8 protein-coding genes are annotated in these 15,127 nt (G+C 61.9%); all 8 read left to right on the top strand.

Translation table 11 applies throughout. The annotated features are described in order from the left end of the window. Window positions 1–43 precede the first annotated feature (43 nt). On the top strand, window positions 44–1,438 hold the full coding sequence (locus DWB85_RS07630; RefSeq protein ID WP_117953663.1) for an NAD-dependent malic enzyme: 1,395 nt from the start codon (window positions 44–46) through the stop codon (window positions 1,436–1,438). Between the two features lie 171 nt (window positions 1,439–1,609). Then, complete coding sequence (malQ, locus tag DWB85_RS07635) at window positions 1,610–3,721, top strand: 4-alpha-glucanotransferase (protein WP_117953622.1); 2,112 nt, start codon at window positions 1,610–1,612, stop codon at window positions 3,719–3,721. Beyond that, entirely contained in the window at window positions 3,718–5,916 is a 2,199-nt protein-coding gene (gene glgB / locus DWB85_RS07640) for a 1,4-alpha-glucan branching protein GlgB (protein WP_117953623.1), read from the top strand. The genes malQ and glgB overlap by 4 nt, the downstream gene beginning before the upstream one ends. Then, entirely contained in the window at window positions 5,913–8,039 is a 2,127-nt protein-coding gene (gene glgX / locus DWB85_RS07645; RefSeq protein WP_239017257.1) for a glycogen debranching protein GlgX, read from the top strand. Before glgB ends, glgX begins: the two co-directional genes overlap by 4 nt. Window positions 8,040–8,041: 2 nt before the next feature. Beyond that, window positions 8,042–10,504 carry a glycogen/starch/alpha-glucan phosphorylase gene (locus tag DWB85_RS07650; RefSeq protein WP_239017258.1) on the top strand — a complete coding sequence of 821 codons (2,463 nt, stop codon included), beginning with the start codon at window positions 8,042–8,044 and terminating at the stop codon, window positions 10,502–10,504. 39 nt (window positions 10,505–10,543) lie between these two features. Then, window positions 10,544–11,833 (top strand): glucose-1-phosphate adenylyltransferase, encoded by a 1,290-nt coding sequence (glgC, locus tag DWB85_RS07655; protein ID WP_117953625.1) that lies wholly within the window; start codon window positions 10,544–10,546, stop codon window positions 11,831–11,833. 16 nt (window positions 11,834–11,849) lie between these two features. Further along, window positions 11,850–13,484, top strand: coding sequence for an alpha-D-glucose phosphate-specific phosphoglucomutase (locus DWB85_RS07660; RefSeq protein ID WP_117953626.1), 1,635 nt, complete (start codon window positions 11,850–11,852; stop codon window positions 13,482–13,484). Window positions 13,485–13,528: 44 nt separating this feature from the next. Next, window positions 13,529–15,091: a glycogen synthase gene (locus tag DWB85_RS07665; RefSeq protein WP_117953627.1), complete on the top strand. Its 1,563-nt coding sequence runs from the start codon at window positions 13,529–13,531 to the stop codon at window positions 15,089–15,091. Window positions 15,092–15,127: the final 36 nt, after the last annotated feature.

A 15,127-nucleotide genomic window follows, 5' to 3' on the forward strand; every position in this document is an offset into this window, starting at 1 on the left:
GCCGAATAACGTAAAGATTGTCAGAATCAACGGGAATTTCACCATGAGTCAAGTCAGTACCAGCGCCAGCAATTCGATCGTCCTCCGCCTGAGCATCCAGAACCTGCCGGGTATCCTGGCGCGGGTCGTCGCCGAGATAGGCAACGTTGGCGGCAATATTGGCGCTATCGATATCGTGCAGTACGAGCAGGACCGGATTATTCGTGATGTAACCGTGGAAACCACGGGCGCCGAGCATGCTGAGCAGATCTCCCGGAGCCTGGAGAACCTGGAGGGCATCGAGGTGATGCATGTCTCTGACCGGGTATTCGTCATGCACCTGGGGGGCAAGATCGAGGTCAACAGTAAAACGCCGCTGAAATCCCGCGACGACCTGTCCATGGCCTACACCCCCGGGGTGGCACGGGTCTGCCAGGCAATCCACGATGACGTATCCAAAGCCCACAACCTGACGATCAAGAAAAACACGGTGGCTATCGTCAGTGACGGTACCGCGGTACTGGGCATGGGAAACATCGGTCCGGAAGCGGCAATGCCGGTGATGGAAGGCAAGGCCATGCTGTTCAAGGAGTTCGGCGAGGTAGACGGTTTCCCCATCTGCCTGGACACCACTGACCCGGAAGAGATTATTCGCACCGTAAAGGCAATTGCCCCCGGCTTTGGCGGCATCAACCTGGAAGACATTTCCGCGCCGCGCTGCTTCGAGATTGAACAGCGACTGATCAAGGAACTGGATATCCCGGTATTCCACGATGACCAGCACGGCACTGCCGTGGTAATGATTGCCGGGCTGATCAACGCCCTGAAGGTGGTCAACAAGGCGCCAGAGGACATCAAGGCGGTGGTGGCCGGGGTTGGCGCCGCGGGTACTGCCTGTACCCGGATGATGCTGGACCTGGGTATACGCAATATCATCGGCCTTGACCGGGCGGGCATCATTCACAGCGGCCGCAGCGACCTGAATTCCGCCAAGCAGGAATATTGCCAGCTGACCAACCCGGACAATATTACCGGTGGTATGGACGAGGCGGTCGCCGGCGCCGACCTGTTCGTCGGTCTGTCCGGCCCGGGAATTCTGTCCGTGGAGCAGGTGCAGACCATGGCGGACGATGCCATCGTATTCGCGATGAGCAACCCGGTGCCTGAAATCCTGCCGGAACTGGCCTGGCCGCACGTTGCGGTAATGGCCACGGGCAGGAGTGACTACCCTAACCAGCTCAACAATGTGCTGTGCTTCCCCGGCCTGTTCCGCGGCGCGCTGGATGCGCGGGCGACCGACATCACCGAGGAAATGAAAATGGCCGCGGCCCGGGCGATCGCCGAGACCATCCCCGAGGACCAGGTGTCGGCGGATTTCATTATCCCCAGCGTCTTCGACAAAAACGTGGCCCCCAACGTGGCCGAGGCGGTAAAAAAGGCTTTCTACGACGCCCAATAGCCGCACCCGGGGCAGCACAGGAATTGCTATCCTGCCCCCGGTATGTGAACAGGCCCTGGGAGTCCTCATTCGTCCTTAACAGTAAGGGTAAGGTATGACCGCAGCCTTTACAGAACAAGCCGGCAGGGCCCTGACCCTGTTGTTACCCGCTTCCCGGGTCCCGGGTGGCACTTGAACAGTCTTGAGAAGCTGCTCTACCTGCGGGGAGTGGCCGCGGAATACCTGAATTATTCCGGCGACCGCATCACCGTGCCCACTGACGTCCGGCTGCAGCTGCTGGCAGCGATGGGCCACGACGTGAACGATCCCGAAGGTGTAGAGCGCGCGATTTACCAGCTCGACGCCCTGCCGTGGAAGTGCTGGTTGCAGCCGTTCACCGTGGTCAGTGCGGGGGCGGGCGGCTTCGTCGATATCCGCGTGCATCCCCGGGACTATGCCATGCCGATCGACTGGCGGCTGCAGACGGAGCAGGGCGAGGAAATGGCCGGCCAGTGTGTTCCCGCCGGGATGACGGAAGTGGGCGACTATCACCTTGAGGGTGTTCGCTACAGCGCCCGCCGGCTGGAATTACCGCCCCTGCCGCCGGGGTATCACCAGCTTGCGTTGTGGAACCAGGACACGCGCGTTGAGGCTGTGCTCGCGGCCTGCCCACCGCGGTGTTACCAGGCTGGTGGCCGACAACGCGGGCCGGTGGCGGGTATCAGTTGCCAGTTATATACCCTGCGCTCCGCCCGTAACTGGGGTATTGGCGACTTTAGCGACCTGGAAGAACTGATTGAGTATAGCGCTGCCGCCGGACTGGATATTATCGGGCTCAACCCCCTGCACGCACCGGATATGTCCGCTGCCGACTTCGCCAGCCCTTACAGCCCCTCCGACAGGCGTTTCCTCAACCCCCTGTATGTCGATCCCACCCGGGTGCCGGACTATGGCAACAGCGCCGAGGTAGCCAGCCTGCTGGCCGACCCTGCCACCCGGCGAAGACTGGCGGAACTGCAAACCAGCCCGCTGGTGGATTACAGCGGCGTTGCGGCGCTCAAGTTCGCCGTGTTCGACGCCATGTATCGTCATTTTTGCGCCGGGGAAGGGGATGAGCCGCTGGGCCGGACGCAGGCGTTCGATGATTTTGTCAGCCGCGGCGGCGCGCCCCTGCGGGCCTTTTCCGTCCATGAGTCGCAGCGCAGCCGACTGCCCCTGGACAGTGCGGCGGAGCCGCGTTTTCACCAGTACCTGCAGTGGCTGGCAGAGGAGCAACTGGCGAGGTGCCAGGCCCTGGCCCGGGTCAGGGGCATGAAAATAGGCCTGCTCCGCGACCTGGCGGTGGGTGCGGTGGAGGAAGGCGCGGAGGTGACGACCAACCGCGCCCTGTTCTGTTCCCGCGCCAGTATTGGCGCTCCCCCGGACCCCCTTGCCCCTCGCGGGCAGGACTGGAATCTGCCGCCACCGGACCCCGTTGCCCTGCGGGCCGATAACTTCCGCCACTTCATCGATTTGTTGCGTGCCAATATGGCGCACTGCGGCGCGCTGCGGATAGACCATGTAATGGGCCTGTGGCGCCTCTGGTGGTGCCTGCCCGGCATGGACGCTGGCGCTTACGTGTTCTATCCTTTTGAGGAACTACTGGCGATTCTGCGCCTTGAAAGCCATCGTAATGAATGTGCCGTTATCGGCGAAGACCTGGGAGTCGTGCCCGATGAGCTGCGTGTGCGGATGTCCGCCACGGCGGTATACGGAAACAGGCTGCTTTACTTCCAACGTGATCCCGACCAACAGTTCAGTGCACCGCAGCAGCACCAGGCAGACGCCCTGTTGATGGTGACCAATCACGACGTTGCCACGCTGGCCGGCTGGTGGAATACCACTGACCTGCAATTGCGCAGTGACTGTGGTGCCCTCGGCGATGCCCAGCCGCTGCAGGCATCGCTGGCGCAGCGACAGGAGGACAAGCACCGCCTGCTGCACTGGCTGCAAAGGCTGCAGCTGCTGCCGTTGGCGTGGGAGGATCCCGATGCGGCGATAAGCCGGCAACAGCCTTTCGACCTCGGCCTGTGCGCCGCCATATTGCGAGCCAGCGCCCGCAGCAGCGCCGAGTTGCTGTTGTTCCAGCTCGATGACCTGCAGCTGCTGGAAGCGCCGGTGAATATTCCCGGAACCTGCCGGGAGTACCCCAACTGGCGCCGCAAGCAGCGGCGTGAAACGGCGAGCCTGTTTGCGGATCCCGACATCCAGGCGCTGTTGACTGCGCTGGTGCGGGAAAGGGCCCAGGGCAGGGCGAAGCCATGAGTACGCTGACTCCCGAACAGCTCACAGCCCTGCAGTCGGGACAATACGAGGATGTGTTCTCTGTTCTCGGTATGCACGAGCACCCCGCGGGCAAGGGGCTTGTTGTCAGGGTGTTGTTGCCTGGCGCGACTGCGGTCGATGTCATCGACCACAGGGACGGGCGCAAGGTTGCCGCCCTGGATCCGGTAGGCGAGGAAGGCTTGTTTGAGGGCGCGCTCGGGCGGCGGCGTAAGCGCTTCGACTATTATCTCAGGGCCCGCTTCGGTGAGCATGTGTCCCAGCTGGAGGATCCCTACCGGTTTGGGCCACAACTCGACGACCACGATCTTTACCTGTTCGGGGAGGGCACCCAGGAGCAGGCCTATCGCTGGATGGGGGCTCATCCGCGTCGGGTGGCCGGCGTTGACGGCATGCTGTTCGTGGTCTGGGCGCCCGCGGCGCGGCGCGTCTCGGTGGTCGGTCCTTTTAATGAATGGGACGGTCGCCGCCATGTGATGCGCAGGCATCCCGCCTCCGGAGTATGGGAGCTGTTTATTCCCGCCGTTGCCGCCGGTGAATACTACAAATACGAGATTGTCGGCAGTAGTGGCCGGCTGTTACCGCTGAAAGCAGACCCCTATGCCTTTGCCATGCAGCACCCGCCCCGGACCGCAGCAATAACCCCCGCGTGTGACTCCTACCACTGGCGGGACGAGGGCTGGATGCGCGCGCGCGACGGCTCACCGCAGCACTACCGGGCTCCGGTATCCATTTACGAGGTGCATGCCGGTTCCTGGCGACGGGATGCGGACAACGGCTACCTGAGTTACCGCGAACTGGCGGAGCAGTTGCTACCCTACATCGGCGATCTCGGTTTTACCCACATCCAGCTGATGCCCGTGTCGGAGTACCCTTTCGATGGCTCCTGGGGTTACCAGCCTATCGGCCTGTATGCACCCACCCGCCGGTTCGGCACGCCGGACGATTTCCGCTATTTCATCGACTGCTGCCACCAGCAGGGTATCGGGGTGCTGCTGGACTGGGTGCCGGGGCATTTCCCCACCGATGAGCACGGGATAGGACGCTTTGATGGCAGCTGCCTGTACGAGCATGAAGATCCGCGCAAGGGCTTTCATCCGGACTGGAATACGCTGATATACAACTACGGCCGTGGCGAGGTAATCAGTTACCTGCTCAGCAATGCCCTGTACTGGTTGCGGCAGTTCCACATCGATGGCCTGCGAGTCGATGCGGTAGCATCCATGCTGTACCTTGACTACAGCCGGGAGAATAGCCAGTGGCTGCCGAATGTGCACGGCGGGAGGGAAAATCTGGAGGCCATGGCCTTGCTGCAGCAGGTCAATTCCCGGGTCTATTTCAACCATCCCGGGGCGATGATGGTTGCCGAGGAGTCAACCGCCTGGGCCGGCGTCTCCCGGCCGGTGTCCGAGGGCGGCCTGGGCTTTGGCTTCAAGTGGAATATGGGATGGATGAATGACACCCTGCGTTATATGGCGCGCGACCCGATTCACCGCCAGTTCCATCACCATGAAATGACCTTCAGCCTGATGTACAGCTTCAGCGAGAACTTTGTGCTGCCACTGAGTCACGATGAGGTGGTCCACGGAAAACGTTCCCTGTTGCACAAGATGCCGGGGGACCGCTGGCAGCAGTTCGCCAACCTGCGGGCCTACCTGGGGTTTATGTGGACCCACCCGGGCAAGAAGCTGCTGTTCATGGGCGGTGAATTCGCCCAGGAACGGGAGTGGAATCACGACCACAGCCTGGACTGGCACTTGCTGGACGGGGCGGATCACCGGGGGGTGCAGAACCTGGTGCGCGACCTGAACCGTCTGTACCGGGAAATACCCGCGCTGCACCAGCTGGACTGCGATGAAAGCGGTTTTGAGTGGATAGAGGCGGACAACCACAGCCAGTCGATTTTCGTCTACCTGCGCCGCGGCGGCGAGGGGACGGCGCCGGTGGTGGTCGTGGTCAACATGACGCCCGAGACCCACTCCTGCTATACCGTGGGTGTGCCGCTTCCCGGTCTGTACCGCGAGCGACTCAACACCGACAGTGAACATTATGGCGGCAGTAACCAGGGCAACGGCGGGGCGGTGAAGGCGCAGCCGCAGGCCCGCGGCAAGCAGCCCTGCCAGCTTACCCTGCGTGTTCCACCCCTGGCGACGGTGATTCTCGAATGGACGGGGTGAGCAGATTGACGGCGGCCATGCTGCGCGGTGACTTTCACACCCTCGGTGCCCACTGGGACGGGGAGGGGGTCAATTTTGCGCTGTTCTCGGCCAATGCCGAGCGGGTGGATCTGTGTCTTTTCGACCCCGAGGGCAGGGTGGAGATTGCCCGCCATACCCTGCCGGACAAAACCCACGATATCTGGCATGGCTATCTTCCCGGCCTGGCGCCCGGCGCCCTGTACGCTTACCGCGTTCATGGTCCCTACAGTCCCCAGGCGGGGCACCGATTCAACCACCACAAACTGCTGCTCGATCCCTACGCACGGCTGCTGCAGGGTGCGTTCCGCTGGCACGATGCCCATTTTGGCTACCGGCGCGATGATCCCGGCCAGGACCTGTCTTTCGATGAACGAGACAATGCCGGCTATATGCCCAAATGTGTTGTTACCGCGCCGGTGTCGACCCAGGGCCTGGCCGCCGCGCCGGCAAGGCCGTCAATTCCCTGGCACCGGACAGTTCTCTACGAAACCCACGTCCGGGGCTTCACCTACCGCCATCCCGAGCTGCCGGAACTGGCGCGCGGCACCTTTGCCGGGCTCGGGCACGCCGAGATTATCGCCTACCTGAAAGCGCTGGGCGTGACCAGCATCGAGCTTCTCCCGGTGCAGGCCTTCGTTGACGAGCATTTTCTCTACGAGAAGAAACTGCGCAATTACTGGGGTTACAACACGCTGGGCTTTTTCGCGCCCCACAGCGCCTACCTCAGTGACCGCGATGTGCTTGAATTCAGGCGCATGGTGGATGATTTCCATGCAGCCGGACTGGAAGTGATCCTGGATGTGGTTTACAACCACAGTGGTGAGAGCAACCACCTGGGGCCTACCCTCAGCTTCCGCGGTATCGATAACGCATCTTACTATCGCCTGCAGGCGGGCAAAGCGCGCTACTATGTTAACGACACCGGTTGTGGGAATACGCTCAACATAACACACCCCAGGGTGCTGCAGCTGGTCATGGACAGTCTGCGTTACTGGTCCGGGGAAATGGGGGTTGACGGCTTTCGTTTCGATCTGGCCACGGTGCTTGCCCGCGATGAACACGGCTTTGACAGTCAGGCTGCTTTTTTTCATGCGCTTGGCCAGGATCCGCAGCTGGCCCGGGTCAAGCTCATCGCCGAACCCTGGGACATCGGCCCCGGCGGCTACCAGCTCGGTCATTTTCCCGCCCCCTGGAGCGAGTGGAATGATAATTACCGGGACACCGTGCGGCGCTTCTGGCGCCAGGAGCCGGGCCAGTTGCCGACACTCGCCCGCCGCCTGCACGGATCCAGTGACATTTTCGAACATGCGGGGCGCCGGCCCAGTGCCAGCATCAATTATGTGACCAGCCATGACGGTTTCACCCTCAGGGATCTGGTCAGTTACCGGCACCGGCATAATGAAGCCAATGGCGAGAAAAATAACGACGGTCACCGCGAGAACTTCAGTGACAACTTCGGAGTGGAAGGTCCCAGCGATGATCCCGCCGTCGAGACGGCCCGGTCGCGGCAACAGCGCAATATGCTGGCCACGCTGCTGGTATCCCAGGGTGTGCCCATGCTGCTGGCAGGCGATGAACTGGGCAGAAGCCAGCAGGGCAACAACAACGCCTATTGCCAGGACAATGAAATCAACTGGCTGGACTGGGAGCGGTTGGGGCCCGAAGGCGCTGAGCTGCGCGCTTTCGTGAGTCGCCTGTTGTGGATACGGCGGCAGTATCCGGTGTTAAGCCACCGCCACTATATCCACCAACCGGCCGCCGCCGGGGAAGAGAGCATTCGCTGGCTCAACAGCGATGGCCGGGAAATGCGCGACGAACACTGGCAGGAGCACCACAACTTCCTGCTGGGGTACTGGCTGACCGGAAACGACCGGGCGTCGGTGCTGGTGGTATTCAATAACGGCAGCGAGCAAGAGCAATTCCTGTTGCCGTCCCTGACCGGGGCGCACAATGAGTCATGGCAGTGTCTGCTGGACTCCCGTTTTGCCACCGGCGAGCCCGCAAGCCCTCGGGTGGCGGCGGCACAAGCCGTCGCGATTGGCGAACGCTCGGTGGCAATTTTCAGCAACGATGGTGGCAACGGCGAAACCAGGAAACCGTGACAATGAATACACACACGCCCGTCGACGGCAGCGAAGACCTGTTACTGGGTATGGACGAGGCACAGGTGGCGGCGGATCTCAAGCGTCATGCTCGCCTGAGCCTGGGTTGCGACCGCTTGAGCGACTCTCACCGTTACCTGTATAACGCGCTCGCCCTTACGGTGCGCGACCGGCTGGTGGAGCGCTGGCGGCTTACCCGCGAGCAGCGCCGGCACAGCGCTACGCGGCGGGTCAGCTACCTGTCCCTGGAATTCCTGATGGGGCGGGCCCTGACCAACGCGGTGCTCAACCTGGACCTGGAGCAGGCGGTACGTGAGGCGCTGAAAGACTACGGCTGCCAGCTGGAAGAAGTGGCCGAAGCAGAACGCGATGCGGGCCTGGGCAATGGCGGCCTGGGGCGCCTGGCGGCCTGTTTTCTCGATAGCTGTGCCAGCCTGCAGTTGCCGGTCACCGGCTATGGTATCCGCTACGAGTACGGCATGTTTCACCAGCGTATTGCCGACGGCCAGCAGGTCGAGTACCCGGACCACTGGTTGCGGGATGGCAACCCCTGGGAAATGGAGTGTTCGGAGAATGCGGTGCGAGTCAGTTTTTTTGGCCGCAGCGAATATTACCGGGACCGTGACGGCCGGCAGCGTGCCCGCTGGAGTGCCACCCAGGATGTGCTCGCCGTGCCCTACGACGTGCCGATACCGGGCTACCGTAACGATACGGTCAACACCCTGCGCCTGTGGAAGTCCGAGGCCACCGACGAGTTCAACCTGCAGGAATTCAACGCCGGCAGCTACACCGAGGCGGTGGCGGAGAAAAACCTGGCGGAACAGATCACCATGGTGCTGTATCCCAACGACGCCAGCGAAAACGGCAAGGAATTGCGTCTGCGCCAGCAGTATTTCCTTGCCTCGGCGAGTCTGCAGGATGTGTTGCGGGACTGGGTGCGCGAGCACGGTGATGATTTCAGCCAATTTGCCGGGAAAAACGTCTTCCAGCTCAATGACACCCATCCCACCGTCGCCGTGGCCGAGCTGATGCGCCTGCTGATGGACGATTACCTGCTGGGCTGGGATGCGGCCTGGGAAATAACCCGCAGTACCATGGCCTACACCAACCATACGCTGCTGCCCGAAGCGCTGGAGAAGTGGTCGGTAGGCCTGTTTGAGGAACTGTTGCCGCGTCTGCTGGATATTATCTATGAAATCAATGCGCGCTTTCTCGCCCTGGTGGCAGAGCGCTGGCCGGGCGATGTGGCACGGCAACAGCAACTGTCGATTATCGAGGAAGGGGATCATCCGCAGGTGCGTATGGCCCATCTCGCCATCGTTGGCAGCTACTCGGTGAATGGCGTCGCCGCCCTGCATACCCGTCTGCTGCAACAGGGCCTGTTCCGGGACTTCTACCAGCTGTGGCCTGACAAGTTCAACAACAAAACCAACGGCGTTACCCCACGGCGCTGGCTGGCGCACTGCAATCCCGAACTGGGCGAACTGGTTACGGAAGTGATTGGCGACCGCTGGATTACCGACCTCGAGGATATTGCCAGACTGCGGCCCCTTGCCGACGACTACAGCTTCCGCGCGCGCTGGCGCAAGATCAAGCAGAACAACAAGCAGCGCCTGCAGCAACTGGTGCAGCGTGACTGCAACGTCAGCTTCGATGTCGATATGCTGTTCGATGTGCAGGTAAAGCGTATCCATGAGTACAAGCGCCAGCTGCTCAACGTGCTCCACATCATCCACCTGTATGATCGGGTGGTGCGCGGTGATACCGCGGGTATGCAGCCCCGCTGCGTGTTGATAGGCGGCAAGGCGGCGCCGGGCTATGCCATGGCCAAAACCATCATCAAGCTGGTCAATAACGTCGCCCGGGTCGTCAATAAGGATCCCAGGCTGAAGCCCTGGTTGCGGGTGGCCTTCCTGCCCAATTACCGGGTAACGTCCATGGAGGTTATCTGTCCCGGTACCGACCTGTCCGAGCAGATTTCAACGGCGGGTAAGGAGGCCTCCGGTACCGGCAATATGAAGTTCATGATGAACGGTGCCGCTACCATCGGCACCCTCGATGGGGCCAACATTGAAATCCGCGAGGCGGTGGGCGAGGAAAATTTCTTTCTGTTCGGCCTCGATGCCGCTGCCGTGGTGGCAGCCCGGGAAGACTACGATCCGGAGGCCATCATCGCCGCCGATAAGGACCTTTCTGCGGTGATGAAACTACTCGAAAGCGGCCACTTCAACATGTTCGAGACGGGCATTTTCGACGCGGTCTCCGCCTCGATTCGCAGCCCCCACGATATCTGGATGACGGCAGCCGACTTCCGCAGCTATATCACTGCCCAGCGCGCGGCAGGCACTGTTTACCAGGACCGGGATGCCTGGACGCGGATGAGTATATATAACACGGCAGCCAGCGGGCGCTTTTCCAGTGACCGCACTATTATTGATTACAGTGACGACATATGGCGTTTGTAGGCAAGCGCCATTTTTATTCGCCCAGTGCAGGAGGCAATCATGGTCGAAGCCAAAGTACATGAGGACGACAGCAACCCGCGGTATGTCAGCCGTCTGACCAAAGATACCCTGGCGCTGGTGCTTGCCGGAGGACGGGGTTCGCGATTGTATGAGTTGACCGACTGGCGGGCAAAGCCGGCGCTGTATTTCGGCGGCAAGTACCGCATTATCGATTTTCCGCTGTCCAACTGTATCAACTCGGGTATCCGCCGGGTCGGCGTGTTGACCCAGTACAAATCCCATTCGCTGGTCCGGCACCTGGTGCGTGGCTGGAGTCACTTCAAGAAGGAGCTGGGAGAGTCCATCGAGATCCTGCCCGCATCCCAGCGCTATTCGAACGACTGGTACCGGGGAACAGCAGACGCCGTATACCAGAATATCGACATTATCCGCTCGGAGCAGCCCAGGTATGTGATGATTCTCTCGGGCGACCACATCTATCAAATGGACTACGGCTCCATGTTGGCCGAGCATGTGGACAAGGGCGCGGATATGACTGTGGCCTGTCTGGAGGTGCCGATCGGGGAGGCGGCGCGTTCCTTTGGCGTGATGAGTGTTGACGAAAGCGGACGTGTGGTTGGATTCGAGGAGAAGCCGGAAAATCCCACGCCAATCCCCGGTGAGGAGGGACTCACCCTGGCTTCAATGGGTAACTATATATTCAATACGGAATTCCTGTTCGAGCAGCTGAGAATTGACGCCCTCGGTGCCGATTCAAGCCACGATTTCGGCGGCGACATCATCCCTGCCATCATCAAGGAACACCAGGTGTATGCCTTTCCGTTCCGCGACCCGGTCACCCAGCAGAGAGCGTACTGGCGCGATGTCGGTACCCTGGATTCCTTCTGGGAAGCCAACATGGAACTGGTGTCACCAGAGCCCGCCTTCAATCTCTACGACCGCAACTGGCCTATCTGGACCTACCAGGCGCAGTTGCCACCGGCCAAGTTTGTGTTCGACGATGACGATCGCCGGGGTATGGCGGTGGACTCAACCGTATCCGGCGGCTGTATCGTCTCCGGGGCAACCTTGCGCAAGTCCCTGTTGTTCTCCAATGTGCGTGTCCACAGCTACACCCATATCGAGGAGTCGATCATTTTACCCGATGCAGAAATTGGCCGTTCCTGCAAGATTCGCCGGGCGATTATCGACCGTAGCTGCGTGATCCCCGCGGGCATGGAAATCGGCATTGACCACGAGCAGGACCGGGCCAGGGGATTCCGGGTAACAGCCCGGGGTGTGGTGCTCGTTACCAGGGGCATGTTGGGGCAACCGGAAGGGTCCGCATAGGCGTTGGAACCAAGCTATGAACGTAATCGAGAAATCTACCCGCTGTTTTGCGGGCCAGAAGCCGGGGACATCGGGACTGCGCAAGAAAGTCACCGAGTTCCAGCAGCCGGGCTACCTGGAGAACTTTGTCCAGGCGATTTTCAACACGATCGGGCCCTGCGAGGGCAAAACCCTGGTGGTAGGGGGCGATGGCCGGTTCTACAACCGGGAGGCTATCCAGGTGCTTATCCGCATGGCCTCTGCCAACGGCTTTGCCCGCTTGCTGGTGGGGCAGGGGGGCATCCTGTCGACGCCGGCCGCGTCCTGTGTTATCCGCAAGCAGGGCGCCTGTGGCGGCATTATTCTGTCCGCCAGCCATAATCCCGGTGGGCCCGACGGGGATTTTGGCATCAAGTTCAACACCGCCAATGGCGGCCCGGCGGCCCAGAAGCTGACCGATGCGATTTATAGCCAGACCCGGAGCCTGACCAGCTACCGGACTCGCGAGTCCGCGGATATAAACCTGGATCAGCCTGGCAGCCACACGCTGGGCGACACCCGGGTAGATATCATCGACCCCGTTGCAGATTACGCAGAGCTGATGGACTCGCTGTTCGACTTTGGCAAAATGTCCGAACTGCTGTCGGGGGGCAGGTTCCGCATGTGCTTCGACGCCATGCATGCCGTGACCGGACCTTATGCTACAGAGATTCTCGAGCGCCGCTTGGGCGCGCCGGCGGGAACGGTGGTCAACAGTGAACCCTTGCCCGACTTTGGCGGTGGTCACCCCGATCCCAACCAGGTCCACGCCCGGGAACTGGTGGCGCGCCTGAACGGCGATGACCCGCTGGATTTCGGCGCTGCCTCCGATGGCGACGGCGATCGTAACATGCTGCTGGGCAAAGGTTTCTACCTCAACCCGTGCGACAGCCTGGCGGTACTGGCGGCGAATGCCTCCCTGATCCCGGGGTATGCCGCTGGTATCACCGGCATGGCCCGGTCGATGCCGACCAGCCGCGCCGTCGACCGGGTGGCCGGTGCGCTTGGCGTCGACTGTTATGAAACCCCTACCGGCTGGAAATTTTTTGGCAATCTGCTGGATGCGGGCAGGATTACCCTGTGCGGTGAGGAGAGCTTTGGCACCGGGTCGGGGCACGTGCGGGAAAAGGATGGCCTGTGGGCGGTGCTGTTCTGGCTCAACCTGATTGCCGAGCGCAAGCAGCCCCTGGCCGACATTGTCAGGGATCACTGGGCGCGTTTTGGTCGCGACTACTTCACCCGTCACGATTACGAGAACGTGGACGGTGAACGCGCGCAGCATATGATGAACGAACTGCGGGCACAGCTGCCGACCCTGCCGGGCCAGTCCTTTGTGGGTCTCACGGTCGAATCAGCCGACGACTTCAGCTATACCGATCCCGTTGATGGCAGCGAGTCCAGTGCCCAGGGCGTACGCATTTACCTCGATAATGGCGGCCGCATGGTGTTTCGCCTGTCCGGGACAGGAACCCGGGGCGCCACGCTGCGGGTTTACCTCGACTGTTACGAGAACGATCCCACCCGGCTTGGCCAGCAGCCGCAAATGGCCCTGGCGTCGTTGATAGAAGCGGCGGACATGGTCGCGGGGATTGCCCGCCACACCGGGCGTGAACAGCCCGACGTGATTACCTGAGAGGAGGTGGTGTTGGCAGTGCGAGTGCTCGCGGGAAGGGGTCAATGAGAATACTCATGGTAGCGGCGGAGAACGATGCCCTGCCCGGCGGCAAGGTGGGCGGCATTGGCGACGTGGTGCGTGATATTCCCGCGGCCCTGGGCGCAGACGGGCACCAGGTGCAGGTGGTGACGCCGGGCTATGGGGCCTTTTCCCGCTTGTCCGGCGCCACGGCCGTGGGCGAACTGCAGGTGCGATTTCGCGGCCGGCAGGAGCAGGTCAGGCTGCTGCGGGTGCCGGCAAAAGCGCCCCGGAAAAACGTGACCCAGTGGATTCTGGAGCACCCTTTATTCGCGATCGGCGGTGAAGGCAGGATCTACTGCGATGATCCCTGCCACCGGCCATTTGCCACCGATGCCAGCAAGTTCGCCCTGTTTTGCGCCGCGGTAGCCACGGCGGTGGTGGAGGGCGCGTTCAGCCGGCTCGACGTGCTGCACCTGCACGACTGGCACACTGCCCTGGTGGCGGTACTGCGGGCTTTCGATCCCGGGTACCGGCAGCTTCGCTTTATCCATACCGTCTACACCATCCACAACCTGGCGTTGCAGGGTATACGGCCCTTCGACGGCGATGAGTCCTCGCTGCGGGCCTGGTTTCCCGAACTGCATTTCGCCGCGGAACAGATCAGCGATCCGCGGGATCAGCACTGCATCAACCCGATGCGCGCGGGTGTCAATCTCAGTGACACGGTGCACGCGGTGTCGCCCAGTTATGCGCAGGAGATACAGCGCCCCAGCGACCCCCAACACGGCTTTTACGGCGGCGAGGGCTTGCAGGACGATCTCCGCCGAGCGGCCGGCGAGGGGCGCCTTCACGGCATCCTGAACGGCTGCGAATATCCGCGGGACACGGGCGCTAAACTGCCCTTGGCGGATCTGCTGCGGCTGTGTGAAGACGAACTGCTCAATTGGGTCGCGCGCAACCCGGAAGTTGCGAGCGCCCATCTTATTGCCAGCCGGCGCCTGGCGCGCTGGTTCGCCGACCTGGCCGGGCCAGCGCTGGTCATTACTTCGGTCGGGCGCCTCACCGACCAGAAGGTGCTGTTGTTGCGGCAGGTGATGGCAGATGGCCGAACCGCGCTGGAGCACCTGCTGTCGGTTCTCGGTAAGCGGGGTATCTTTATCCTCCTGGGCAGTGGCGATCCCCGCATCGAGCAGATACTGGCCCGGGTCGCGGCGCAGTGCGAGAACTTCCTGTTTCTCAAGGGCTACTCAGAGGCCGTCTCGGCAGGCCTGTACGCCAGCGGTGACCTGTTCCTGATGCCCAGCTCATTCGAGCCATGCGGTATCAGCCAGATGCTGGCGATGCGCGCCGGGCAGCCCTGCCTGGTCCACAGTGTGGGCGGCCTGCGGGATACGGTGGCTGACGAGCGCAGCGGTTTTGCCTTTATGGGTGACAACCCCGGGGAACAGGCGCAGCACATGATCGCCCGTTTTACCCAGGCGCTGGAGACCAGGCTGGATTCCCCCGAGCGCTGGCAGGCCATCGTCCGTGAGGCAGCCGCCGCCCGCTTCCTGTGGAGTGATGTGGCCCGGGAGCTTGTGGCGACTGTTTACCGGCGCTCGTAAAGCGTTCAGGCGCATACCCGCTTGCCATGCTTCCGG

The sequence above is a fragment of the Seongchinamella sediminis genome (assembly GCF_003457605.1).
Lineage (GTDB): Bacteria > Pseudomonadota > Gammaproteobacteria > Pseudomonadales > Halieaceae > Halioglobus > Halioglobus sediminis.

Excerpts from the sequence above, each read along its gene's own strand:
- DWB85_RS07630 (WP_117953663.1), top strand. The coding sequence starts at position 44 with ATGAGTCAAGTCAGTACCAGCGCCAGCAATTCGATCGTCCTCCGCCTG.
- glgB (WP_117953623.1), top strand. The coding sequence starts at position 3,718 with ATGAGTACGCTGACTCCCGAACAGCTCACAGCCCTGCAGTCGGGACAA.
- DWB85_RS07650 (WP_239017258.1), top strand. The coding sequence starts at position 8,042 with ATGAATACACACACGCCCGTCGACGGCAGCGAAGACCTGTTACTGGGT.
- glgC (WP_117953625.1), top strand. The coding sequence starts at position 10,544 with ATGGTCGAAGCCAAAGTACATGAGGACGACAGCAACCCGCGGTATGTC.
- DWB85_RS07660 (WP_117953626.1), top strand. The coding sequence starts at position 11,850 with ATGAACGTAATCGAGAAATCTACCCGCTGTTTTGCGGGCCAGAAGCCG.
- DWB85_RS07665 (WP_117953627.1), top strand. The coding sequence starts at position 13,529 with ATGAGAATACTCATGGTAGCGGCGGAGAACGATGCCCTGCCCGGCGGC.